Raw genomic sequence first — 25,267 nt, forward strand, 5'->3', positions numbered from 1 at the left:
AAGAAAGTGTATAAGGTATGAAAGTAAGGAAAGCCATTATTCCGGCAGCTGGTCTTGGTACGCGGTTTATGCCTGTTACCAAAGCAATGCCCAAAGAAATGTTACCAATTGTCGATAAACCTACAATTCAGTTTATTGTTGAGGAAGCAAAAAATTCTGGAATTGAAGATATTTTAATTGTCACTGGAAAAAATAAGCGAACAATTGAAGATCATTTTGATTCTAATCCTGAATTAGAGCAAAATTTACAAGAAAAGGGCAAAACGGGGCTATTGAAGATGTCACAAGAGATAACTCACTTGGGTATCAATATTTATTATACGCGGCAACCGTATCCTGCTGGCTTAGGTGATGCAATAGCTCGAGGTCGCAGCTTTGTGGGCGATGAACCCTTCGTTGTAATGCTTGGTGATGACTTGATGATGGATGAGGTTCCACTAACAAAGCAATTGATTAACTGTTACAATGAGACGCATGCATCGACCATCGCGGTGATGCCGGTACCGCATAAAGAAGTTTCTAAATATGGGATAATTGAACCAGCCAATGAGATTATGCCGGGGTTAATTAACGTTAAGTCTTTCGTAGAAAAACCGGCTATCGATAAGGCGCCAAGCGATTATGCAATTATTGGACGCTATTTATTAACACCTGAAATTTTTGCAATTTTAGCTAAGCAAAAGCCAGATAAAGGCGGAGAAATCCAATTGACTGATGCCATTGATACCATGAATAAGACGCAACGCGTATTTGCCCATGTCTTTAAGGGGACGCGCCACGATGTTGGTAATAAAGAAAGTTATCTTGAAACTTCGGTTGAGTATGGATTGAATCATGCGGAAACTAAAGATGCCTTGCGGAAATATATTATTAATTTAGGTCAAAAACTTCAAGCTGAAGAGCAAAAGAGTAAGTAATAATGCGTATTAAATTGAAGCCACTGTTAAGTGACTTCTTTTTTGTGTAAATTTTTCTAAATGTCAGTTTAATTACTATTAATCGTTTCTAAAATTAAGTAATATCGAATTGAATAATTTTATACTGGGGGACAGACTTGATGAGAGATATTTTCATTGTTGCGGCTAAGAGAACACCTTTTGGTCGTTACCGCGGATTATTTGCGCAAGAAAGCGCAGTAGACTTGGGTACTATTGCTTTACGTGAAACACTAAAAAGTATCGGGTTAAAAGCTACTGAGCTGGATGCTCTTTTTATGGGTAACGTGTTGAGTGCGGGTTTAGGACAAAATATGGCCCGTCAAGTATCTTTAAAGGCTGGAATGAGCCAAAAAAGTACAAGCGTTACAATAAATGATGTTTGTGGTTCAAGTTTAAAAGCTCTGCGCCTTGCCCAAGGGCAAATGGAGTTAGGTGACTTTGATTTAGTGGCCGTTGGCGGCTCTGAAAGTATGACTAATGCGGTATATTATGCTAAAGATAAGCATGATTCAAACTTGCAAAGTGAAATGCTTAATAATGGACTAACTGATGCTTTTTCGGGCCTGCATATGGGCCTTACAGCGGAAAAGGTAGCAGATAAGTACCACGTTTTGCGTTCAGAAATGGATGAATATAGTCTTAATTCACATCAAAAGGCAACTAGGGCAGTAAAAAATGGTTATTTTGAGAACGAAATAATCAAAATTACTCATGGCAAAGAGGTAATTGATTGGGATGAAAATATTCGTGCAGATACTAGTATGGATGCTTTAAATAAATTAAAACCAGTATTTAAAGAACATGGGCAAATAACAGCTGGTAATGCTTCACCATTAAGTGATGGTGCTAGTATAGTAATTTTAGCCACTCAAGAAAAAGTTAAAGAATTAAATTTGCAACCACTAGCACGTCTAGGAGCATATACCGAAGCTGGTACGGACCCGGCTTATATGGGCTTTGCACCTTATTTTGCAGTTAAAAAATTATTAGATATATCTAAGCGTCAAATTGCTGATTATGATGTAATTGAAGTTAATGAGGCGTTTGCTGCTCCAAGTATAGCATTGGCTAGAGCCCTATCAATTCCAATGGATAAACTAAATATATTTGGTGGTGCTATTGCCATAGGGCATCCTTTGGCAGCAACAGGAACTAGGCTAGTTGCTACTGCAATTAATGAATTGCAACACGTTACTGGTAAAACAGCCTTGGTCACACTTTGTATTGGTGGTGGTCAAGCAATTGCTTATGAAATAAATAGAGATTTTTAAATGAAGTTTTATGAATTAACTCCGGAAAAAAGGCGCTTATGGCTTAAACAACAAAGGATTGAACTAGATGAGATTGATCAGCAAACTTTACATGCACTTAATCAGTTGAGTGAGAATGTTGTAGGACAATTAAGTTTGCCAGTTGGTTTGGTCAAAAATTTACGGGTTAACAATCATAGCTATTTGGTTCCGTTGGCAACTGAAGAGCCTTCAGTGGTTGCGGCTGCTAATCATGGCGCTAGTCTATTTGCTCAAAGTGGTGGTGTCACAGCAACAAGTTTTCGAAATGGTATTTATGGTCAGATTGTTTTAGAAATTTCTGAAGCTTTTGTCATTGATAATTTAAAAAACGATTTACCTAATTTAATTGCTAAGACTAATAAGCAATTTGCTAGTCTAGTTAAGCATGGTGGTGGGGTTAAGGAAGTTAAAATTAAGCGGCAAAATACTCTGCTTTACCTAAGAGTATTAATTAATCCAGCAGAAGCTATGGGTGCTAATCGGGCAAACTCAATTTTGGAGTATATGGCTAGCGAGTTAGCTAATTACAGTGGTATTAAGAAAAAATTGTTTGCAATTTTATCAAATTACCCCAGTCAATTAACTTCTTGCAAGGCAAAATTGCATGTCAGTCTAGTTGGCGGGGTAGAAGTCGCAAGTCGAATAGCTTTGTTAAGCCAAATTGGACAAACGGACCCGTATCGAGCCGTGACTAATAATAAAGGAATTATGAATGGAATTGATGGTGTCCTTTTAGCAAGTGGTAATGATACTAGAGCTGTTGAAGCAGCTTGTGGTGTATGGGCTAGCCGTCAGGGAACTTATCGCAGCTTAAGTAGTTGGCAAGTTGAAGGTGAAAACTTATTAGGTCAATTAACCGTTCCTTTAGCGCTTGGAACCGTGGGCGGATCAATTAATTCCCGAAAAGATGTCCAGCAAAATTATCGTATTTTGGGGCAAGGAATAACTAGTCAAGTTTTAGCTAATATAATTGCTGCAGTTGGCTTAGCCAATAATTTAGCTGCTTTACTGGCAATTGCTACAACAGGTATTCAAGCAGGACATATGAAGTTGCAGGCTAGAAATGTTATTGCTAATCTTGTTGCTAGCCCGCAGGAAAAAAGGGATGTTCTAGCCTTAATGACTAAGCAACATTTATATTCGCAAACAGACGCACAAAATTTTTTGAAACAATTAAGAGAGGAAAAATAATGCAGGTCGGAATTGATCAAATTGGTTTTTATACACCAAACAAATATGTAGATATGTTAGATTTGGCACATGCTCGAGGAGTAGAGCCCAATAAATATTTAATTGGCATTGGTCAGAGTAAGATGAGTGTAGCCGATCAATCGCAAGATGCTGTTTCAATGGGGATTAACGCAACTTTAAGTTATATTAATAAAGTGGATCTCGAACAAGTTGGTTTACTTATTATGGGTACGGAAAGTGGCGTTGACCAATCTAAATCAGCTTCACTCTTTGTTAAAAGTGCTTTAAAGTTGCCTCCCGAGGTGCGAACTTTTGAAATTAAGGAGGCATGTTTTGGGATGACTGCTGGCATTATGGTTGCGCGTGACTATGTTCGTTTACATCCTGAACATAGCGCAATTGTGATTGGTAGTGATATTGCGCGGTATGGTTTAAAAACGGGTGGTGAAGTGACTCAAGGTGCTGGTAGTGTTAGTGTATTGATTAAGGCCAATCCGCGTATACTTGCGTTAACTAGTGGTCATAGTGCTTATAGTGCTGATATTAATGATTTTTGGCGCCCAAATAATTCAGCAGTTGCCTTAGTTGATGGTAAATATTCTACTGAGGTTTATTTAGATTTCTTTCAGCGGACTTTTCAAGCATATAAGTCTAAGCAGAAAATGACAACGGCTGATTTTACGGCAATTTTATATCATTTACCTTTTGTTAAAATGGGCTTGAAAGCGAATCAACTAGCAGTGGCAGAGCAAGATGCAAAAACGAAAAAGCGTTTGGAAGAAAACTTTACCGCCTCTACTTTATATAGTAAGCAGGTTGGTAATATTTATACTGCCTCACTTTATTTAGGCTTATTGAGTTTATTAGAAGATGGCAAACTATCAGCTGCAGACACAATTGGACTATTTTCTTATGGCTCTGGGGCAATGGGTGAGTTCTATGCCGGAAAAGTAATGGCTAATTATGAGCAAGCTTTGAATAAGGTGGCCGATGAGAAAATGATTGCGCGTAGACAACAACTAACTATTGCTGATTATGAGCAAATTTTTAAGCAAGCTTTACAATTCCCAGCGGATAATATTGAATTAAGCAGTGATGAAGCTCCTGGATATTGGTATTTTGCCGGTACTAAAAATCATGTTCGTCAATATCAACGTAAATAATTTGAGAGGATCAATTCGATCCTCTTTTTTGGTGAATAACAACTGGAAAAAATTCATAAAAGAATTGCATTAAGTAAAATTTTTAATGACGGTCTTATTGAAGATAAATTGCATTTTTTTCTGGCATAATTTGGACACCATATAAAGTAAATTTTTGCTCATTTAGTAGCACATAAAGCGGAATACTTAAGCCGTGTAAATTTTTAACTAGGTAAATGACTTTGGCCTTTGTCATTGGCAATTTCCCGGGATATAACAGACCTGCGCTACTAGTAATTTTTAACTGCGCAAGTGGGTAAGCTTGGTTATCAATACTAAAAAATAATTTGGTTTGTTGATTTAAATCGGCAGTCAATTGTAATAAATCAGTTAATCTCATAAATTTCATCCTATACAAACTAAAAATGTTATACTATTGAATATTGTATTAAGAAAAGGTGGCTTCACATTGAAACGAATAAAACACAAAAAGTTGTGGCTATCATTGAGCGCAGTTATTTTGCTGGTTTTTGTTATCTTCATTGGAGCAGGATGCTATTTCTTCAAAATGGCATGTGTTCCTGGACCTAAGAGTTTTTTGAGTTCTTCGAGCAATAAACTCAAAAAATCTGATCCCCTATATAAAGAAAAGCTGTGGTTTAAAAAAATTAATAAACAAAAATGGTATATTAATTCTGCTGATAATCGTTATCAGTTAGATGCTAATTATATCCCTAAGTCTGGTTCAAACAAAACCGTAATTGTTTTACCAGGTTATATGGATACTAAAGAAGACATGGGTGAGTACGATGCTCTTTTTCACGAGTTAGGCTACAATACTTTAACACCTGATCCTCGTTCACAGGGTAAGAGTGAAGGAAAGTATATTGGCTATGGTTGGCCCGAAAAAGATGATATTAAAAAATGGATTGACTTAGTTCTGGAAAAAAACGGTGCTAAGCAACAAATTGTGGTTTATGGTTTGAGTATGGGAGCAGCCACTGCAATGATGGTTAGTGGATTAAAATTACCGCACCAAGTCAGAGCCTTTATTGAAGATTGCGGCTATACCAGTGTTAAGGATGAAATTGAGCATGAGGCACAAGTTCTTTATAATATGCCAGCATTTCCGCGCTTTCCATTAGTTGAAATCTTGAGTGGTATTAATAGAATTAAGGTTGGGTATTTTATGAATGATGGCTCAAGTGTTAACCAATTACATAAAAATCAACGTCCAATGTTATTTATTCATGGTGATCGTGATACATTTGTTCCTACTAAAATGGTTTATACTAATTACTCTGCAACTAGAGGTCCTAAAAAGTTGTGGGTAACTCCTAATTCTAAGCATGCAAAGTCTTTTGCTGATCATCCTAAGCTTTATCGGCAAAAGATTGGTGATTTTTTGTCGCGGTATGTGAAGTAATTATTGACGGATAAAAAGAGTTGACACAGTTTGAATGATTGGACCATAAATTTTAATAATTACTAGTCTAAGGCTTGATGTTGATTTTTAATCGATATTAAGCCTTTTAGTCGGCTCAAGTGAAACAGCCAACCGGCCGCAAAACAATTTGCTATCAATTTAAGTTTAATTATAGCAAATATTGCATAACCTAATTTTTTCATTTGCAGTCCGCTTTGCTGGTAAAAGTTTTGAAAAACAAAATCGCTCAGGATACAGTTTTCGCTAATTTTTAGCATTAACAAGCAAATTGACAATAAATACTTTACCTGCTGGCGGCTTCTCTAGGCCCAGTTAAAACATTAAGCAAAGTTGTTTTGCCGGCACCACTATTGGTCTGCTTCGAGGTTGCAGTTAGTGCTTCGAATATGGTTTTTCTTTATTTTTCATTTAATTATGCAAAGGGGCGCGTAAAAATAGACAAAAAACTTATGGTTTTAAAAGCAATTTACGTGTAAAAATTATAGCCTGCCCCAGTAAAATGGCTGACAAGAGTTTAAATTAGCTTTTAAATGTATATTTGAACAAAAAAGCACACAAAAATACGACCTCCGAAATTATTTTAATTCCGAGGGTCGTATCAAAACATTGCAATCACCTTTTTTGTTTTGAATGTGAATAAAACGGGAACTAGTCTTATTTGCAACTACACGCTAAATCACTTAATAAATTTATCCACCGAAAAGTGACATTATTCCTACCCCAAAAACATGTCCATAATCATTACCACTCAATTATTCCTAATGCTATAAACCAAATGAGTGCAATTATGATGCCATTTGTTTGTTGTCTTTTTATTCTCACGTTTTCAGTCTCTGCCTTATTAGCATTAATGTCTCCAATTAAACTTGCAAACAACATACTTATTTCCCAGATTATAAGACTTATAAAAGATCTCATGCTATGCTCGAGAAGTAATGCCTGTAAGGGAAAAAGAAAGAAAATACAATTTACACAAGTGGTTTGATAATTACCATATAATTTTTTAAGTAGTTTCATATAATTATCATAAAGCCTTATAAATGTTTAACTAACATTAGCAAACCGCATTGCCCACAGTATGCATAAGTGTCTTATAACCATATCGGAAAACCGCACCTGCCAATGGAGAACCCAGTGCCGAACCGGTACCCATAAAAACAGTTCCTAGGGCATCACCAGTATATTTAAAAGTATTACTGCACAACTTTCTATTCTTCTTTTTTCTTAAGAGCGGATTTTCATAGGAAAAGTCTTCTGGATCGTTTTGTGCAACTTCATTGACTTTATTTAATTCAGCTTGTACTTCCTCAACCGTAAGCTTAAGATTAGAACGGTTTAAGGAATTAGCTAAATATGACTTGTCTACAATTTTTACCTGATAGATGTCCGAAGAATTTACATAAACACTTAGTGATCCATTTAATGCAACTTTAAGATTTCCTAGCTCACCTTTTGACAATTGGTTATTTGTCTGAGTAACTTGAGCAGGATTTGTTGTTGCTGTTAATGCAATCATAGTTACTAATTTTTTCATACTATAGCCTCCTAATAATATACATTAAATTTTTGCAAATTATTGTGCAATTTAATGTAAATAATATATTTACCATAATTTTATTATAAATTTTTTAAAAAATATAATTTTGTAACTAGCATATTTGCTATAAGTTAGCAAATATGCTAGTTTGAATTAATAACTACTTATTTAGTCTAGGAATTTTTTTAGCTCTTGACTAAGCTCAGTCATATCCGTCAGAGCAAAACTTTTTGTAACAACATAGCAGTCCTTTAAATAGCGTTCATCAGATTTTTCATAATAATACACTAGTCCAGTAAAAAAAGATAATAGTGATTTATATAAATAAACCTCGGGCAGCGGCTCTATTTCTATATTTTTAGTACTGTTAAGAAAAAAATTGCCTTTTCATATTTTTTCTCATTAATATAAGCAAATAAAATATTAATCTTTATGCCTAAAATAATTTTTTTAATAGCAATTGAATTATTGTTAGCAAACAATGCTATTGCATACTTACCAATATCAATATTATCATCTAAGTTGTAGATAAACATAAAATTATAGTATAATCCAAGAGTTTCAAATTCAAGACTATTCATACTCAAAATACATCCTTTTATTTTTTGAATGTCTTTATTTCCTATACTGAGTTCGTCCCCTTTAATATTGCTTAAATATATTTTTATTAATAGTAAATAATCATCTTTATTTGGAAGATAACTTTTAGAAATGATTTCATATAGCTTAGCTAATTTATCTTTTTCCCTTTCGTAAAATAATTCTTTGATTATAAAATAAAGTAAGTCTATTAAGTCTTCTGCTGAAATTCTATTTAGTCCCTTCTCCACTCGAGCATAAAAAGAAGAACTAATTACGTTTCCTGCCCACGCTTTCTTTGTTTTTTCTGCCATTTCCATAACTACCTAATCTTTTTGATGTAAGCTTAATTATAATATAATATAATATTACTATACATGTATAAAAATGATTATATACAATGAAGTTAAAAAAAGTAACATATTTTTTTATTTATTTGTTAAGTTTAAGCTTTCTACGACCAACACTTGTAAATGCAGAAATGGATACCGCATCAGTATCTTCAAATAATATAAAAGCCATTATTGATTATCAAAATAAAACTTATTCTAAATCAGTTGCTGGTTTCAAAAAAATATCTCCCCAAAAAATATGCTTATCTTTTTTGGGGAAAGAAATCTTGCCCATTCTGTCGTGCATTTGTTCCTAAACTTACTGAAATTAGTCAAAAACGTCACATAGAAATTTATTATATTGACACAACAAATACCGATACAGACCCCATACTTAAAAAAATGCGTAAACATTTTAAAGTAACTGGTGTACCTTGTCTTACAAAGATCAAAACTTACAAATCTTTTAAAACACTGAATCGTGCTAAGACAAGTCTTTCTAAATTTTTAACAAAGCAGTTTTAATAATAAACAGAATAAAAGTCGCTCTTAACAGAGCGACTTTTATTCTGTTTAACAATTTAACCCAAGATTACCTTTTCGATAAAATCACCCAAATTACCATTAAAATTTTTCCTTGGTATTTCATGCGGAGTATCGAGATAATCACCGGTAAAATACCAACCATGGATCACATTTTTTCCATCATCGATATACATTATTGCGCCATACCGACTTTTAGCTCCCTTACTCTTGTTGTAAAACATTCTATAACGTCCAGTTAGGTTGTTTTCATGCCAGTCAAACCAATTCCCATTAGAGCTCTGCTATATAGTTTTAATGTCGTATAAGCTCTCCTTTATTATTTAATTGATTTTACAAAAGTGATTTGTCAATCATCAAACTTCTGGATGATTTTATAAACACCATCATTGTATCTGCCTATGGCCCCATCTATAAAGTTTAGATCAGTTGTTTTACAATGATAATCACCATTGTTTAAAAAGTTCCAATGTATGGCTTTACCAACGGCCAAAAAACAAAAATGAGTTAAAAACCTATTCGAAATTCGTTCTCAATATTCATCAAATATACAAAGAGCAATATATTTCACGTTTGCTAGCAACCATTACGTCATCACTCATGGTTTTACCAAAAAGATGAAAAAAGCACCAGTAAGGGAAATTAATAAAGCCAAGGCACGTTGTGATAATTACAAAGGAGAAAATGACAATGAGTAAAATTGACAACTACATTAGCAAAAGAAGCCAGGACAGTTCTGAATTTGCCCAGGCTGTAACACAGTCCAATATCAACCTTGAGGTTGCAGTTTAAGTTAAGAAACTACATGATAGTCTAGGCTTAACGCAAAGGGAATTTGCTAATCTGGTAAACAAGCCGCAATCAACAATTGCAAAAATTGAAAATGGCTCATTTAACGCCTCCACTATGTTGCTGAGCGAAATTGCTCAAGCGGCCAATAGAAAAGTAAAAATTGAATTCACACATGCTTAATTTTATATTGAATCTAAAAGAAAAGGTAAATTTATAGCTTTTTTCTACTATCTCTTAAAGCAGTTAGTTCAATAGAGCCCACCCTATTATTCATATTAAAATTTGTGTTATACCTGTTTTGGTTACAGTTCATTAGCAAAATGCAAAGTAGATCAATTGTTCTGTGACAAAATGTCGGGGGCAAATGTTAAGCGTCTAATATCAAACAAATAAAATTATAAAAACATGTGTAAAAAATAAAAAGAATGTTATGATTTTAATAGTAAAACGCTATCATTATGAAAAAACATAAATCATAACAGAAAGAAGGCCTATTCAATGTCAAAAAAATTAACAACAGCTCTTGCAACTAGTGATACATCAGCTCCATATGAATGGCATCACATAGATGGTGGAGATTGGCTGTTTGGCGTTTATGGAACAAAAGTGCAATCAACATATAAACATAGTAGTCGGAATCATACTGCAGCGGCTAAAAATGCCAATGGCGATGGTAGACGCGATTATGCCCGTGCAGGATCAACCGCCTTTTCAAAGGTTAATGTAGCTATCAAAGGAAATAAATTTAGAGGATAATTTTATGAAAAAAATATTATCATTTAGCATGATACTCTTTTTAACTTTTTCTGGAATATTGATCATAAGTTCTTCGATTAACAGCTATTTCAACCAAGTACTGTATTATCAGCAAAAAGAGGTAGCATTACAATTACGAGACAATGCAGATTATTCAAGCTTAGTTAATCAGCTTCAAAAAGTAGCAACAGGAACTACCAGTGTATCCCAGTATTTTTTTACTGGGCAAAATGACTTGATTATTTATAGTGCTAATACAAACTTACCCATCAAAAGAGGAACCGCTTCTAGCAGTGACGTTACAAATTATAAAAAAACAGGGTCTGCGTTACTGCTTCCTAACTCGCAATACAAAGTTAAATTATATCCATTTAACAAGATAAAAAATTTGGGGTTAAATAATGTCTTTTATGTAAGTGGAAATGTTGCTAAAATTACCAGAATAATGCGTCACTTTGGTATAGTTAAAATAAAATCGGAAGTTAACGAAACTGCTCCTGAAAATAATAATAGAATAAATTTTATTACACTAGCGCTTCTCACAGGAATAGTATCATTAATTTCGTTAATGTTTGTTATTATAAAAGAACGACAAGCTGTTATATTACGAAAATTTTTTGGTTACCGACTTATTAATAATGTATATCAATCTTTTCGAAGTATAGCAGTTGCAATAGTAATTGCAATAATTATTAGTGTAATATTACTAATTGTTTATGCAGCCTATAACAATATGTTGATTTACTATAAAACATTTGTGTCATCATTATCAGTATTTTATGCCAGTTACTTATTTTTAATAATTTTGATTTATGGTGCTGCAAAAAGTATACAAGCAAAGTCTCAAATAACTTCATTTAATTGGGCCAGAGGTTCATTAATGGTTACAGCTGCTAGTGCGATAGGATTTATAGTCTGCATTTTACTTGTTAGTATTAAGATTCCAGAAATTCATCAAGATTTTTTATATTATCAAAAACAAATAAAGAGTCTTAACTCCTGGATATCGACCAAAAATATATATCAAACGAATGTAACTAATCAGTTGGATCGAACTGAAGATCGAACTGAAGTGACTTACGACATTAGTGCGAAAGATTTGTGGCAACGACTTAAAAAACAACATAAAACTTTTGTTGTTTTTTCTGATAACCTATTAGGTACTTATGGTGTAACTAGACGTGGTTCAACTAAGCGGCTAGTTCCGTGGTACAAAATTAATTCTGATAATAAGTCGGTACAAGATTACATAATTCTTCCTTCTGGCCGAGCTATTACTGCAGACATAAATTATTTAAAACTGTCTAAAACAAAGTTAGTAAGTGGAGCCAAGATAGCTGAGTTACAACCAACACTATTTACAAAGATTTTAATAGTACCAGAAAAATATAAAAAGTTTGAATCCCGGATTCGTTCTAATTATTTATCTGAATTTCTGTTTCAATTGAATACTGATTTTAAAGATTGGCGTCATAGAGAACATACTCCAAAATTCACCCGTAAAAATTTAAAAATAAAGATAGTTTATGCTAAAAACGGACAAAATTATTTTACTTATAATCCTAACTCTGGCGATAATTTATCATCTAATATGGTTAGAGATCCAATCATAAGACTATTTGATAACTATCAGAATAGCCTTAGTTATGGCAACCTATTTACTTTGAATGGAGGTTTCTTCTTTTTTAATAAGCATGTTGGCCAAGCCTATGATCAAATAAAACCGCAACTTATTGAAAGTAGAATGGGAAGTACTATAAATTATGTAACCTCTATCTATACGCAAAAGGCACAACTTGTTCAACAAACTCAAAAAGATGTAAGTATGACATTAACTCAATTGATCCTGTTTAGTGTTATTTCTTTTGTTTTGCTTTCTGTGTTAATAAGTCAATATTATATGTTACGTGAAAGAGAAATTATAGTTAAGCGTTTAATGGGCTATCCAATTTATAAGATTATTTTTAACTTTATAATTTTTATTGTTAGTATTTTTGTAATCTCTAGTATAATTTCTGTTTATCTAGCACATGCAATAGATTGGTTAAGCCTGGTAATATCAGGGTTACTTTGTGTTGCAGCTATAGCATTATCATTTATTATAATTATATATGATATACATAATAGAAATAGAACAATGGGGAGTGATTCGTGAATGATAATTGTAAAAGAAGTATCAAAATATTATAATAACACACCAGTGCTGCAAAACATCAATTTAGGAATACCACAGGGTTCTTTTTGTAGTATTTCGGGGGAAAGTGGGGCTGGAAAAACAACATTTTTAAAAATTGTTGCTGGAATAGAAAAGCCCACTTCTGGACAGATTATTTTAGATAATATCGAATTAAGAAAAATTAGTTATCCAGATTTATGGGGAAAGCGCTTCTCGTTTGTATTTCAAAATTATTTTTTGCTAGACGATAAAACTGTTAAGGATAACTTAAAGTTAGCAAAAAGAAAAATCAGTGAAAACGAAATGCTAAAAGTGTTATCTCGTGTTGGTTTGCAATCAGAATTATTAAATCAATCAGTATTTAAATTGAGTGGCGGTGAAAAGCAAAGAGTGGGTATTGCGAGAGCAATTATTAAGCCGTTTGATGTACTTATTGCTGATGAACCGACAGGCAATCTTGATTACCAAAATGCTCAAGCCGTGACTAAAATTTTTAAAGATATACAATCATCGAATAAAACAATTATAGTGGTTTCACATGACGATAATTTTCAAAAAGTTGCAGATCAAAACCTCTATCTTAAAGACTATAAATTAATATCTGAATGAAACACTTATTGTTTTGCCCAATATATTGTAGAATATAAAAATAAGTATTAGGTATTTATGTGGCTAAAAGAGTCTATGCCATGCGTTAGAATTAGCGCTGGCTTTTACCTCATTTATTATTGTCTTGTTGACTTATATCGACAATCATAAGTAAATAAAAAGACCGTTCCAACATAATTTTGACAGATTATATTGGGACGGCCTTTTTGATTAAAGCATAATTTGCCAACCGCTCTCAAAACAATTGGCTATGAATTTAAGCTAACAATGTGCAGTATTCCTAAATGATAGCGGTCCTTTAGTTTTGGGGTTAATCTTACTTAAAAAATCAATCTTGCAATCTTGGCATCTCATTCTTAGTGATATAGTCAATAACCTTGACATACTGACCCTTGTGGCGGATTACTATGTATTGCCGACTTGGATCATTTCCACCAACATATTTTATCTTATACGGCAATTTTTTGCCCGACTTGTTAATCGCCTGTACATTGTAATATTTTTGCGTATGCTTAGGCACCTTGGCATAATCAGTTTCCATCTTAATCATTGGATTAAGATAGTCAGTGTATTGGTTATGAATTAGTAACAGGGCAGCACATAAAATAGTAACAACAATAATAATTGTAAGACCTAATTTTTTCATTTGTATACCTCTTTGTTGGTAATCGTTATTTTCTTATTGGCAATTTTAATTACATAGTCACATTGCTGCCAAACTGCTGGGTCATGCGTTGCAATTACCACTGTTGCAGTTGAATCAAATCCAGTCAGCAGGGTCTTTAAGACTATCTTACCATTATCTGCATCAAGTGAACCAGTTGGTTCATCAGCAAAAATCTCTTTCGGCTCTTTTAAAATTACTCGTGCTAATGCTACCCGTTGCTGTTCTCCACCACTTAGCGTGTAAATTTTTTGCTTCAATGGTATACTGGCCAATCCAACCTGACTTAAAGCAGCCTTCATTTTGGCATCGGCCTCTGTTTTAGCCAATTTTTGATTGGCTAATCCAAGGCGCAAATTCTGTCTAACCGTTTCCGTATCAATTAAAGCAAAGTTTTGAAAAACAAACCCGCAATCTTCACGATACAGTTTTCGTTGATTTTTAGCATTAACAAGCAAATCGTCAATAAATACTTTACCCGCTGTCGGCTCCTCTAACCCACTTAAAACATTAAGAAAAGTTGTTTTGCCAGCACCACTATTGCCCACTATGGCATAACTTTTGCCTGTTTCGAGGTTGCAGTTAATGTTTTCAAATATAGTTTTTTCTTTAAATTTTTTGGTAAGATGTTCTACTTTAATCATTTTATGACTCCTAATTCCCGTGATTAAGGGTAATCAATAAATTGTGCTGCGCACGCCAATAAGTTAATAAGATAACGCCGGCCTCTAGCAACAGGTAAACGTAGACAACCGGCATTAAGGACAGGTAGTGCAACCTAGTTAAACTTAGGGCAGTTACCAAGAAGTCTAGTCCTAAGTTAGTTAGCAAGAAGCTTCCCATCAAATGAGCATTCGACCTACCAAAAACTCGATAAATTGCTATCTTGCGCCGCTGACTCTGCAAAAAGGTCGTACTAACAAACACAATAATAAAGATTAGCTGCAGTAGCGATAACATAGTTGTAATGGTTAAAATGAGCAATTGTCGATTGACATTTCTCTGATATTCAGCTATTCGTACTCGTTTACTTGTAATACCAATAACATACGGCATTAGACCCAGTTGCTTAACTTTTTTTCTAAGAAGCTTTAAATTAGAAAACTGGATGGTTCCTTGACTAATGGTTGATGAATAAAAAGAATCAGATAAAAACTTGTTGTTAACAACTATAATCAAGGGGTTCATCGAGAGCGATGACGTAATTTCGTATTCAACTGTGTAATTAAAAATGTTCTGTCCGTTGGCGATAGGTACAACTTGAATAGCTGGTAGCTTTTTTGGCCGCTGTTGATAGTAATAATTAGGTAAAGTCTGTTGAAATTTAAGGAAGTTTCTTAGCTGCTTCTTAGCCTGTTTTACTTGGTCTAACCGATTATATGGGACTAATAGTAAAACTTTGTTAGCAGTAAGCCTAATAGGATTAAAATTAAGCTCACTATTCTTAATAAAATTATTATTGGCAATAATCACATTGCCATTTTCAGGCTCAGTATCACGCATTGCTGGGTGAAATTGTTGTGAATTCTGGGCAACAATTGTTCCAGGTGACTGCACTACTAACTGGTGAGCCATTTTGCCCATTTTTTTATCTTCATACTTATCATTAATATTCCAATATCGTTGAAGTGAATAAGTGTTTTTTTGTCTTTGCCATTTTTTAATTATATTAGTATCTCTAATATAAATTTTATTGTGATTAGTTAAAGAAATGGTGTTAATCATAATCAAAGCTAGCAGAAGTATCTTTAAAACATAGCCAATTAGTAAGAAAATATATGTTGTTTCTGCTCCCTTAATTGCCTGATAAGGGTCAATCAACGCTAAAACTACATAAGATATAGTATTCAAAACCAAAAAGCTCAAAAAGACAATTGATAGTAGAACTAAAGCATAGGGCAAAAAGAAACGCCAGCCGCTGATTGTAAAGGTAGTTAGCCCCCAGATAATCATCACTAACATAATTACCCCCAAAGCTCCAATTAACATAGGAGATTCATCTTTCAAATCGTTCTTAATTATCTGCCAGTCGCTTAAGCCATTAATCTTCATAATTGCATAAGCTTTAAAGCGAAAAACTTTCTCTAGTACCATCACAATAAATAAAGTGCCAATAATTCCAATCAAGACAATTAAATCAAATTTTGAAAAATTAGCTACAACTATTTGCCCCAAACTTTTTACTGATAAGGAATTATCTATAACCTCCGTCTTTAATCCAAGGGCACGGAATTTTGTCAATATTTGGCCTAAAGCTTCATTTTTGGCATTAGTGCAATATAGGCCATTAATTTCTTCTAAATTTAGCTCGGTATTCGTCAATTTTTTAATAGCTTCAGCTTGATATAGTGAATAGTTATTAATTGGAGTCCCAAAATTGTAAACCACCTTGCTTTGTTGCCCGTTAAACTTATTAATGCGTAACTTAACTAAAGAACTATTTTCAGCTTGAGCTACTTGCTTCAACTTAGTAAAAATTATCTTTTTTTTGACCTTTTTAGTGTACTGTTTGCTAGTTAATTGTTTCTGCCATTTGGCAATTACTTTTGGGTTCCAACTAGCAATGTTTATAATGGTATTATTTTCTGGGATTGAATTATTATCATACTCACGAATAAAGCCTGCAAATAAGGCAAGCACGACAACCGTGATTAGAGAATAAAAAACAATTTTTGTTTTCCGCAGCATTTTTAAACCTCATGTTATTAAAAAACTCACGAGTAAAGTCGTGAGTTTAATTATTTTTATTATTAATTAAAATTAGCTTATATCATAATAAGCAGTATTTCCGTGTGGAGCTTTAGGAGCAGACGCTCTTGACTGAACACCCTTTGTTTTCCAATCACTACTTATAATATCGGCAAAATAGCCAGGTCTTACAGATGATCTATGGAGTCTACTTTTATGTTGGTAGTAGGAGCAGACATATACACTACCCACACCATAGTTCCAAGTACCACCATCTCTTTCTTGAGTTTGCCGTAAAAGTGAATTGCTATCTTCTACCATTCCTGAATGTACTTCTTCACCAGTTGAAGCAAGAGCAGGGAGACTAGTCATGCCAAGTGTAGCAATTGTAGCTACACCAGCAACAATTTTCTTTAAAATACTCCTACTCAATAAGATTATTATCTGTTATACCATTATTCATAATTACTATAATAATTGAATGAAACAGACGATCCATATTACTACCTCACAACTATAAAAATTAATTTTTATATGGTTATATTAACTCGTTTTTTAAAAATAAATGCCAAAGTGGTATAAATGCTACTTTTATAGCAAATATGCCAGTTTTATTAGCAAAATTGACTACAAGTTACTTATTTTCTATCAGAAAGTCTTTAAGTTCATTACTGTATTCAGTCATGCCTGCCAAAGCTATATTTCGGATAACGTCATGGCACTGATCTAAGTAATGTTCTTCTGATTTTTCTTGGTATTGTAATAGGCCTTTAAAGAAAAGCAATAAAGTTTTATAAAAGTATATTTCCGGTATAGTAGCAATTTCTTCGGCACTATTGATATAAGAATCTACTTCTTGGTAGCGCTTTTCCTTAATGCAAAAAATCAAAATATTAATTATTATTCCCAAAATTTTTTTTTGAATAGAAATTGAATTATTGTTTTTAAATTGCGTAACTGCACGTTTACTGATGATTAAATTTTCGTCTAAATTATAAAAAGATATACAATTGCAATAAAGTTTAAGGGTATCAGCATCAAAAACATCGGCAACAAAGATTCGGTTTTTCATGTTTTCTAAGGTAGCCGCATCAATACTAGAATAGTCATCATCAATGATCGCTATGTAAATATTAAGTAGCATTAAATGCTCTTCTTTATTCGGCGAATCTCCCTTAGCAATCTGATTATAAAGCTTGAGCAAATCAGCCCTTTTCCCGTTATAATAAGCCTTATTAGCGGCTAAACGTAATGCTCGATCTTCTGAGCTTATTAAGTGATCATGTGGATTCAGTTGCTCAAAAAATTCTATTACCGAAATTTTATTTGCATGCAACAGGTTAATCAGATCATCTGCGGAGATGCGATTCAGTCCTTTTTCCACACGCGCATAAAAAGACGGGCTAAGTACATTTTTTGCCCAAGCCTTTTTAGTTGCAGCGTGCATTAAGCGATATTTTTTTAATAGTTCACCAATTTCCATTATTAACTCCTTTAGCCTAATTTCTTTTACACTTTTTTATTGTGGAATTGATTTATAATAATTGCAATCCTAATTGAAAATTATTATTATGCTAGATAATTAACTGAATTGCTTATTTAGTGCCAAAATGTCGGGGGTAAATATTAAATGCCCCCAACTGCAAAACATGTTAGATTAGATCCGTGAAGATGATGTGGCAATTGTAACCGAACTTGATCGCTTAGGGTGCAATAAGCAAGACTTAACTAAGATTATGGGTGCAATCAAAACAAAGGGGGCAACTAGCTAAACAATTTTTGGCTTAAAAGCCCCATCTCATAACTTGGTAAAGTTGAATTTTAGTGTTTATCTGTGTTTTGTTGAATGTGGGTCAACGAACTCGTTATGAGCTAATAAAAATATAATCATAATTTTTAGATATTGCCGCAAATGATAATGACATGTCCTTGTTCTTTTACATAGTCTGTAGCTTCACACATTTTCTTTCTTTCCTTTTTTTCCAATTCAGGAATTTAATTTTCTCTCGCCCAAGGGCAATTCACTTAATGATGGTTTAATTTAATGGGCACTTTTTTGCAGGCTTAAGAACGGAAATCTTTTCTAGGTATGAAGCTGGCTATCACAATTTACTTGAATTAAGGCAAGTGATTAATGATTATCTGCATAAGGTGCAGACTAAAAGGCTTAATGCCAATTGAAGATTGCCATCAAGCCTTAGCCCAGTAATTATTAAAATTTATTAGTTCAACTTTTGGAACTTACTTTAAATTGTGTCAGTTTTTTATTATCTTAAAGTTAACTTAACAATACATTCACACCGCGGTGTTTGCGGTAGCATATCGACGTTTTCGATTAAACGAACATTATAAACATCACTAAGTAAAACGAGATCTTGCGCTAGCGTAGATGGATTACAAGAAATATAAACAAAAGTTTTGGGTTTAATTTTTAGTAAAGTCTTAATTAAACTTTTGGCTAAACCTGTTCTAGGTGGATCTACGATTAGTGCATCGATTGAGACCCCATTTTGCTCTAGTTGAGGAAGAATTTTTTCAACACTACCTTGGATATAGTTGGCGTTATGTAAGTGATTTAATTCAACGTTATGGTTGGCGTCTGCAACAGCTTCCGGGATAGTTTCAATACCAATTACTTGTTTAACTTGATCTGCTGCTAAGATTCCTAAAGTTCCGACTCCACTATAAGCATCAATTAGGGTATCCTCTGGACCTAAATCTAAAAACTTCAGAGCATGTGAATAAAGTGTTGCGGTTTGGACCGGATTAAGCTGGAAAAAGGCTCGTGGTGAGAGAGCAAATTTTTTCGTTAAAATCTCATCAATAATTTGATTTTTACCCATTAGTTTGGTGGTTTTATTACCCCAGACCTGTGGATTGTGCCAATCCGTCTCATTTTGAAAGACACTGACAACATTTGGTAAATTAATAATTTCGGCACTTAATGCTGGTAAGTTTTTAATAAGATGGCCGACGGTTACTAAAGTGACTTGTATTTCGTTAGTTGCTTGGGCTTGACGGACTACAATAGTTTTTAAACCATCTGTATGGCGGTATGGATTGGCAAGCGCTACGTGAAACTTTTCTACTAGCTCTTTAATTTGGCGCTCAATTTTTTGCGTTTTTTCACTTTGGGTTGGCATAATGGGTAAGTCATATAGCTGGTGGGAATTAGGCGCAAATAAACCTAAATTAATCTGCCCATGATCTTGTTCAATTTGATATTGAGCTTTGTTACGGTAGTGCCATTGATTGGGTGCTGGAATTGTGGGCTTGACTTTATATTTGTTATAACCACGAGGATGATATTTTTTCAAGGCTTCTAAAACATTATCCCGTTTAAATTTTAGTTGCTTTTGATAGGATAGATGGGCTAATTCTAACCCGCCAATTGCTAAATCTACTCCCGCAGGAAAATCTACTCGATCAGGACTTTTTTCTTTGATGCGAACTAGTTCAGCCTGAATGTAATGAGGGAATTCTTTAATAATTTTGGCAACTACCACTTCATCAGGTAGTGCATTTGGAATAAAGATAATTTTTTTACGATAATAGCCAATACCTTCGCCATTAATGCCAAGTCTTTTAATCGTAATAATTACATTTTTTTCGTTAGTCATTGTTTGCTTAACTTTTTGGTCCATAATTTTTTCTTTCTACAATAAAAATATTAAGGGTTAATAACATATTCTACTCTATCGAAAAAGTTTTTAGCAAGAAACAAAGAAATTTGTTAGCATAAAAGAGAAATAATAGGAGGGTGGATAAAGATGCCGATTATTACTAAAGTTAGTAGTCAAAAAAAACCTGGTCGCTATAATATCTTCTTAGATGGTCAGTATGCTTTTTCAGCTAGTGAACGAACAATAGCTGAATTTGTACTTTTAAAAGGACAAGAATTAAGTAATGAGAAAGTTGAAGCCGTAAAACAATTTGATGCTGATGCTAAGGCAACAAGTATGGCATCAATTTTTCTAAGTTATGAACCGCGTACGGTTTATGAAGTGTTACAATATTTAAGCAAGCATGGTATTGCTGAACAGTCAGCCCAAAGTGCAGTACGAGAACTTAGTGAAATGGGCTTTTTGGATGATCGGCAATACGTAAACCTTGTATTACAACAAAATTTACGTATTGGTACTGATGGACCACTAAGTTTAGCGCGTAAGCTTGAGCAAAAGGGAATTGATCCTGAAATAATTCAGCAAGCGTTTGAGCAGGTTGATGAGGAACAGTGGCAAGAACCAGGATTACGTGTTTTACGGTCATTGAAAAGTAAAATTGGTCAGATAGCACAACTGGAACTTGAACGTAAGATGCGTACAAAATTGCTGAGTCATGGCTTTACTAGTGACCTTAGCGCTGCAATTGTTGCCCAAAGCAATTTACAAACAAATCAAGTAGCACAATTAGCTGCTTTAAAAAAGCAGGGGATAAAAGCCTATAAACGATTTCGAAGGTTAAATAAAAGTGAACGTGAAATTAAGATACGTAATTATCTTTATGCACATGGCTTTAGTAGTAGCGAAATTGAGTCTTTCCTGCAAGGAGAAATTATTCCACTTGATGAATTGGGAGAATATTAGGAGATTAATTATGAAAAAATTACAACCGCAGTTAACTTTTATCGGCCGCCCTTTTGCTGATCAGTTGCTAGACGAGCAACGCACTTTTACACAAGCTAATTTAGAAATGGAGCAAAATGAAGTCTTTCAGTCCTTCTTGGCTAATAATAATTTGAAGGCAAAAAGAAGTAATATGATTGTTTTTGGTCCAGAAAATTTTATGTATTGGTATGGTGTAACTGTTGCTAAAGAAATTGAAGTTCCGCAAGGATTGTTGCGTTTTGTTTTACCTGAGACGCAAGTAGCAATTAAACAACAGAATAATCAAAATCTTTCATTTTTTAGTCAGCCCTTAAATGTTGTTGTAGCAAAATTTTTACAAGAAGTAAGGGATGAAGGTATTCAAACTTATGAAAATCTTGGTGATAGTTCAATGCCATATATAGTGCAAGATTTAAATTTAGACACTAAACAATTAACCCAAATGTTGTATCTTGAGGCTGATAATTAAAAGCTAATGTTGGTTAGGGTCAATAGAAAGATTGTCATATTCAACATAAGCACCTAAACATGTTGATAAAAGCATAATCAAGAAAACAAAACCGACAGATTTACCAACTATTTGATCTAAAGTTAGAAAATGTCTAACCACAAAAGTTGCCGCAAAACATAAAATAAAATCAAGTATGACGTTTGCCACTAGGAGTACATATCGCCGCCTAATACTGAAAAAGCGTAGCAGCTGCTTAAGAATGCCATCATTAACTTCTACAGCCAATAGATCGACAGGTCGCTGAATAGTTGCTTTAATGGCAAACATAATAAAAGCACCAACTATTGCTCCAATGACCGTTCTAAATAAATCAGCCGAGTGTAAAACGAGTGCATCATAGCCGATGCCAATAATTGTGAGGCTACACAAATAGGGAATTAATAGTAAAAAGGTGAAGACAAGTAAGACGTGACTTTTTTTCATAGATTAAACCTCATTTCTTACGTGTATTTTAACATATCAGCGCGGTACATGATATAATGTGACTACTTGAATTGTTATTTTAAGAAAGAGAGAAAAAATATGGCTAGCGACCCCGAAAAGGGTAATTTATTTCGACGTTTCAAAAATAAATTATCCCCTTCAAGTGATGAAGAAACAAAAGAGCATTTAATAAAAGAAATAAAAGCCTTACATGAATGCAATGAGATTAATGATAGCGAATTTTCTATGTTAACTGCAGTTTTGGATTTTCAAAGCAGAATGGTTCGTGAGGTAATGGTTCCACGAATTGATGCTTTTATGGTTGATTGCGGCGAAAGTTTTCAAGATAATCTTGATGAAATTTTACGCGAGCCATATTCACGCATTCCGGTTTATAAAAAGGATAAGGATAAAATTGTTGGGGTGATTCATATTCGAACAGTTTTACGTAAAGCGCGTGAAAAGGGCTTTGATAAGTTGGATTATGCTGACGTAATGAATCCACCTTTGTTTGCACCAGAAACAACAGATTTGAGTGAATTATTAGTTGAAATGCAACAAAGTCAGCAACAACTTGCTATTTTAACGGACGAGTATGGTGGCGTAGTTGGATTAGCTACAATTGAAGACTTAATTGAAGAAATAGTTGGCAATATTGATGATGAGGTTGATCGCGCTGAAGTATTATTTCAGCAAATTGCATCTAATAAGTACGTCATTTATGGCAAAATGTCACTTGATGAATTTAATGAGCAATTTGGAACAAATTTAGAAATGGAAAATGTTGATACAATTGCTGGCTTTGTTATCACCAAATTGGGTATTATTCCTGCTAAAGGTGAAAAACTATCAGTTAAACTTGATAATGGGATGATTTTGACCACTAGAAGAATGATGCGTTCAAGGTTAGCAACCGTTCTGTTGACCATACCAGAAAAAGAAGTACAAAAAGCAAAAAAGGAAGAAGAGCAGAGTAATTAATGAGTGAGGGACTTTTAGATAAAGTACAAAAAAGAAGAACATTTGCTATTATTTCACACCCTGATGCAGGTAAAACGACAATTACAGAGCAAATGCTTCTTTTTGGAGGAGTAATTCGTAATGCTGGTACCGTTAAAGCACGAAAAACGGGCCACTATGCGACTAGTGATTGGATGGAAATCGAAAAACAACGTGGTATTTCTGTTACTAGTTCTGTGATGCAATTTGAGTATCAAGGAAAAAGGATAAATATTCTCGATACTCCGGGACATGAAGATTTTTCAGAAGATACCTATCGGACCTTAATGGCAGTTGACTCTGCCGTTATGGTAATTGATTCGGCTAAGGGAATTGAACCTCAAACCAAAAAATTGTTTAAAGTCGTCAAGCAACGCGGCATTCCAATTTTTACTTTTATGAATAAGCTTGATCGCGATGGGCGCCCACCGCTCGACTTGATTGCTGAATTAGAAGACTTGTTAGGAATTGAGGGGGTGGCGATGAATTGGCCAATTGGCTCAGGTCAAACACTGCAAGGATTATATGATATAGCAAACAATCAGGTTGAATTATATCATCAAGCAGGGGCAAAACAATTCATTCCGTTAAATGAAGCGGGAACTTTACCGGCCAGTGAGCCAATGAGTCAAAATCCTCAGTTCCAAGACACTTTAGGTGAAATTGAATTAATTAAAGAAGCGGGAAATACTTTTGATCTTACTAAGATTATGGCTGGTGACCAGACCCCAGTATTTTTTGGCTCAGCCTTAACTAATTTTGGCGTGGAAACTTTTTTAAAGGGTTTTGTTAAATTAGCACCTGCCCCTGCAAGCCATGTGGTTAATCAGGATGAACGCTTGGAGGCAGATGATGCAGAATTTTCTGGCTTTGTATTTAAAATCCAAGCAAATATGAATCCACAGCATCGTGATCGAATAGCCTTTGTTAGAATCGGTAGTGGTGAGTTCAAAAAGGGACTCGATGTAACTTTAGCGCGAACTGATAAGCCAATTAGATTAAATAATGCGACTGAATTTATGTCTAGTGAGCGAGTTCAAGTTTCTGATGCTGTCGCTGGCGATATTGTTGGCTTATATGATACGGGTAATTTTCAAATTGGTGACAGTATTTATGCTGGTAAACGCAAGATAACGTATCCTGCCTTGCCAGAATTTACGCCAGAATTGTTTGTGCGTGTTACAGCTAAAAATGTGATGAAACAGAAGTCCTTTCATAAAGGAATGAACCAGTTGGTTCAAGAAGGAGCAATCCAGCTTTATCGTAATTACCAAACAGATGATTATATTTTAGGTGCAGTTGGTCAGTTACAATTTGAAGTTTTTAAATTTAGGATGAAGAATGAGTATAATTCTGAGATTGAAATGACTAATATTGGTCATCGTGTAGCTAAATGGATTGATCCTAGTCAATTGGATCCAGCAATGTCAAGTAGCCGTAACTTGCTTGTAAAGGATCGTTATGATCAACCTTTGTTTTTATTTGAAAATCAGTTTGCTGAAAGATTTTTCCAAGATAAATATCCAGATGTTAAATTGACTGAAAAATTATAGGTAAAAAGAACTTTCCTTGAAGTTAAAATGTTTTCATAAATTAACACTTTACAGTATGTAAAAAAATAAAAGTCTGGGAAAAACTATTTTCCCAGACCACCAAAAAGGGTTTGAACATAAATGTTCAAACCCTTTTTATATTAGTTTAAAGAGCTAGCTTCTTTTTAGACTCTTATTTATCAACGTGAATTTCAATTACTCTTTGATTTTTATCAGATATCAATGTATATGCTGGAGCTTCTTCTTTAATTAGTCGCTCAATAATAAAATTAACTTCTTCTTTACGAACGCGTCGGTTATGATTTTCCAAAACAATTTCGATTGCATCGTCACTTTCAGTATAGATAACAGAGGTATTGCCTAGGGAATAAACCTTGACATAATTGACGTTAGTTGTATTTAGTTGACTATGAACTAATTCACGATAACTATTGGTCACATCTATCAAATGCATGCTATTCACCCATTTCTTCTATTTTCACTATTTC

At 33.9% G+C, this 25,267-nt stretch carries 25 protein-coding genes and 3 pseudogenes; 16 read left to right on the top strand and 12 right to left on the bottom strand.

What is annotated here, in order from left to right; all coding sequences use genetic code 11:
• The first annotated feature begins 17 nt into the window (after positions 1-17).
• From galU to F5ESL0225_RS02155, 4 genes are all read left to right on the top strand, one after another.
• Positions 18-917 carry a UTP--glucose-1-phosphate uridylyltransferase GalU gene (gene galU / locus F5ESL0225_RS02140; RefSeq protein ID WP_122047763.1) on the top strand — a complete coding sequence of 300 codons (900 nt, stop codon included), beginning with the start codon at positions 18-20 and terminating at the stop codon, positions 915-917.
• A 140-nt stretch (positions 918-1,057) separates the two neighbouring features.
• Entirely contained in the window at positions 1,058-2,209 is a 1,152-nt protein-coding gene (locus tag F5ESL0225_RS02145) for a thiolase family protein (protein ID WP_122047764.1), read from the top strand.
• Complete coding sequence (locus F5ESL0225_RS02150; protein ID WP_122047765.1) at positions 2,210-3,421, top strand: hydroxymethylglutaryl-CoA reductase, degradative; 1,212 nt, start codon at positions 2,210-2,212, stop codon at positions 3,419-3,421.
• Entirely contained in the window at positions 3,421-4,584 is a 1,164-nt protein-coding gene (locus F5ESL0225_RS02155; protein ID WP_122021413.1) for a hydroxymethylglutaryl-CoA synthase, read from the top strand. The genes F5ESL0225_RS02150 and F5ESL0225_RS02155 overlap by 1 nt, the downstream gene beginning before the upstream one ends.
• 94 nt (positions 4,585-4,678) lie before the next feature.
• Here F5ESL0225_RS02155 and F5ESL0225_RS02160 read toward each other — a convergent pair whose 3' ends face one another.
• Positions 4,679-4,963 (bottom strand): hypothetical protein, encoded by a 285-nt coding sequence (locus F5ESL0225_RS02160; protein ID WP_122021414.1) that lies wholly within the window; start codon positions 4,961-4,963, stop codon positions 4,679-4,681.
• 69 nt (positions 4,964-5,032) lie between these two features.
• Here F5ESL0225_RS02160 and F5ESL0225_RS02165 point away from each other — a divergent pair, with 69 nt between their 5' ends.
• Positions 5,033-5,989: an alpha/beta hydrolase gene (locus F5ESL0225_RS02165; protein WP_233551635.1), complete on the top strand. Its 957-nt coding sequence runs from the start codon at positions 5,033-5,035 to the stop codon at positions 5,987-5,989.
• Between the two features lie 1,075 nt (positions 5,990-7,064).
• On the opposite strand, the gene F5ESL0225_RS02180 is transcribed toward F5ESL0225_RS02165, so the two are convergent.
• Together F5ESL0225_RS02180 and F5ESL0225_RS02185 are read right to left on the bottom strand one after the other, a co-directional pair.
• Complete coding sequence (locus F5ESL0225_RS02180; RefSeq protein WP_122047766.1) at positions 7,065-7,544, bottom strand: hypothetical protein; 480 nt, start codon at positions 7,542-7,544, stop codon at positions 7,065-7,067.
• A 353-nt stretch (positions 7,545-7,897) separates the two neighbouring features.
• Positions 7,898-8,440 carry a hypothetical protein gene (locus F5ESL0225_RS02185; RefSeq protein ID WP_147441725.1) on the bottom strand — a complete coding sequence of 181 codons (543 nt, stop codon included), beginning with the start codon at positions 8,438-8,440 and terminating at the stop codon, positions 7,898-7,900.
• 210 nt (positions 8,441-8,650) lie between these two features.
• Here F5ESL0225_RS02185 and traF point away from each other — a divergent pair, with 210 nt between their 5' ends.
• Positions 8,651-8,983 carry a conjugal transfer protein TraF gene (gene traF, locus F5ESL0225_RS02190; protein WP_122047768.1) on the top strand — a complete coding sequence of 111 codons (333 nt, stop codon included), beginning with the start codon at positions 8,651-8,653 and terminating at the stop codon, positions 8,981-8,983.
• Positions 8,984-9,039: 56 nt separating this feature from the next.
• On the opposite strand, the gene F5ESL0225_RS02195 is transcribed toward traF, so the two are convergent.
• Positions 9,040-9,225: a hypothetical protein gene (locus F5ESL0225_RS02195; protein ID WP_122047769.1), complete on the bottom strand. Its 186-nt coding sequence runs from the start codon at positions 9,223-9,225 to the stop codon at positions 9,040-9,042.
• Between the two features lie 297 nt (positions 9,226-9,522).
• Here F5ESL0225_RS02195 and F5ESL0225_RS02200 point away from each other — a divergent pair.
• From F5ESL0225_RS02200 to F5ESL0225_RS08550, 6 genes and pseudogenes are all read left to right on the top strand, one after another.
• Positions 9,523-9,699 (top strand): annotated as a pseudogene (locus F5ESL0225_RS02200) (type II toxin-antitoxin system RelE/ParE family toxin); the annotation flags it as partial.
• Positions 9,692-9,973 (top strand): annotated as a pseudogene (locus tag F5ESL0225_RS02205) (helix-turn-helix domain-containing protein). The pseudogenes F5ESL0225_RS02200 and F5ESL0225_RS02205, both read left to right, overlap by 8 nt.
• 318 nt (positions 9,974-10,291) lie before the next feature.
• Positions 10,292-10,549 carry a lactococcin 972 family bacteriocin gene (locus F5ESL0225_RS02210; RefSeq protein ID WP_122047770.1) on the top strand — a complete coding sequence of 86 codons (258 nt, stop codon included), beginning with the start codon at positions 10,292-10,294 and terminating at the stop codon, positions 10,547-10,549.
• A gap of 4 nt (positions 10,550-10,553) precedes the next feature.
• Positions 10,554-12,704 (top strand): hypothetical protein, encoded by a 2,151-nt coding sequence (locus F5ESL0225_RS02215; protein WP_122024506.1) that lies wholly within the window; start codon positions 10,554-10,556, stop codon positions 12,702-12,704.
• On the top strand, positions 12,705-13,334 hold the full coding sequence (locus F5ESL0225_RS02220; RefSeq protein ID WP_122047771.1) for an ABC transporter ATP-binding protein: 630 nt from the start codon (positions 12,705-12,707) through the stop codon (positions 13,332-13,334). It abuts the gene before it with no gap.
• Positions 13,335-13,422: 88 nt separating this feature from the next.
• A pseudogene (locus tag F5ESL0225_RS08550) lies at positions 13,423-13,488 on the top strand (hypothetical protein); the annotation flags it as partial.
• A gap of 174 nt (positions 13,489-13,662) precedes the next feature.
• Here the strand turns inward: F5ESL0225_RS08550 and F5ESL0225_RS02225 are convergent.
• The 6 genes from F5ESL0225_RS02225 to rlmD all read right to left on the bottom strand — a co-directional run bounded on the left by F5ESL0225_RS02225 (position 13,663) and on the right by rlmD (position 20,330).
• Positions 13,663-13,980, bottom strand: coding sequence for a YxeA family protein (locus F5ESL0225_RS02225; protein WP_090093004.1), 318 nt, complete (start codon positions 13,978-13,980; stop codon positions 13,663-13,665).
• Positions 13,977-14,642 (bottom strand): ATP-binding cassette domain-containing protein, encoded by a 666-nt coding sequence (locus tag F5ESL0225_RS02230; protein ID WP_122047772.1) that lies wholly within the window; start codon positions 14,640-14,642, stop codon positions 13,977-13,979. Before F5ESL0225_RS02230 ends, F5ESL0225_RS02225 begins: the two co-directional genes overlap by 4 nt.
• Before the next feature lie 10 nt (positions 14,643-14,652).
• Positions 14,653-16,686: a hypothetical protein gene (locus F5ESL0225_RS02235; protein WP_122047773.1), complete on the bottom strand. Its 2,034-nt coding sequence runs from the start codon at positions 16,684-16,686 to the stop codon at positions 14,653-14,655.
• A 72-nt stretch (positions 16,687-16,758) separates the two neighbouring features.
• Positions 16,759-17,118, bottom strand: a complete 360-nt coding sequence (locus F5ESL0225_RS02240; protein ID WP_233554094.1) for a lactococcin 972 family bacteriocin — start codon at positions 17,116-17,118, stop codon at positions 16,759-16,761.
• A gap of 202 nt (positions 17,119-17,320) precedes the next feature.
• On the bottom strand, positions 17,321-18,169 hold the full coding sequence (locus F5ESL0225_RS02245; protein WP_122047774.1) for a hypothetical protein: 849 nt from the start codon (positions 18,167-18,169) through the stop codon (positions 17,321-17,323).
• Between the two features lie 784 nt (positions 18,170-18,953).
• Positions 18,954-20,330 carry a 23S rRNA (uracil(1939)-C(5))-methyltransferase RlmD gene (rlmD, locus tag F5ESL0225_RS02250; RefSeq protein ID WP_122047775.1) on the bottom strand — a complete coding sequence of 459 codons (1,377 nt, stop codon included), beginning with the start codon at positions 20,328-20,330 and terminating at the stop codon, positions 18,954-18,956.
• A gap of 126 nt (positions 20,331-20,456) precedes the next feature.
• Here rlmD and recX point away from each other — a divergent pair, with 126 nt between their 5' ends.
• Both recX and F5ESL0225_RS02260 read left to right on the top strand, forming a co-directional pair.
• A complete protein-coding gene (recX, locus tag F5ESL0225_RS02255) occupies positions 20,457-21,272 on the top strand; it encodes a recombination regulator RecX (RefSeq protein WP_122047776.1) in 816 nt (271 codons plus the stop codon).
• A 10-nt stretch (positions 21,273-21,282) separates the two neighbouring features.
• Positions 21,283-21,762, top strand: a complete 480-nt coding sequence (locus F5ESL0225_RS02260) for a hypothetical protein (protein ID WP_122047777.1) — start codon at positions 21,283-21,285, stop codon at positions 21,760-21,762.
• A gap of 3 nt (positions 21,763-21,765) precedes the next feature.
• On the opposite strand, the gene F5ESL0225_RS02265 is transcribed toward F5ESL0225_RS02260, so the two are convergent.
• The gene (locus F5ESL0225_RS02265; protein ID WP_090093019.1) at positions 21,766-22,227 is read right to left on the bottom strand and encodes a hypothetical protein; all 462 of its coding nucleotides are present in this window, start codon (positions 22,225-22,227) and stop codon (positions 21,766-21,768) included.
• A gap of 99 nt (positions 22,228-22,326) precedes the next feature.
• On the opposite strand from F5ESL0225_RS02265, the gene F5ESL0225_RS02270 reads away from it, so the two are divergent.
• Together F5ESL0225_RS02270 and F5ESL0225_RS02275 are read left to right on the top strand one after the other, a co-directional pair.
• Positions 22,327-23,208 carry a hemolysin family protein gene (locus tag F5ESL0225_RS02270; RefSeq protein WP_122021444.1) on the top strand — a complete coding sequence of 294 codons (882 nt, stop codon included), beginning with the start codon at positions 22,327-22,329 and terminating at the stop codon, positions 23,206-23,208.
• A complete protein-coding gene (locus F5ESL0225_RS02275; protein ID WP_122021445.1) occupies positions 23,208-24,779 on the top strand; it encodes a peptide chain release factor 3 in 1,572 nt (523 codons plus the stop codon). The genes F5ESL0225_RS02270 and F5ESL0225_RS02275 overlap by 1 nt, the downstream gene beginning before the upstream one ends.
• A 172-nt stretch (positions 24,780-24,951) precedes the next feature.
• On the opposite strand, the gene F5ESL0225_RS02280 is transcribed toward F5ESL0225_RS02275, so the two are convergent.
• Positions 24,952-25,233 carry a DUF1827 family protein gene (locus tag F5ESL0225_RS02280; RefSeq protein WP_122047833.1) on the bottom strand — a complete coding sequence of 94 codons (282 nt, stop codon included), beginning with the start codon at positions 25,231-25,233 and terminating at the stop codon, positions 24,952-24,954.
• Between the last annotated feature and the right edge of the window lie 34 nt (positions 25,234-25,267).

Source organism: Lactobacillus sp. ESL0225 (assembly GCF_003692905.1).
Taxonomy (GTDB): domain Bacteria; phylum Bacillota; class Bacilli; order Lactobacillales; family Lactobacillaceae; genus Lactobacillus; species Lactobacillus bombicola.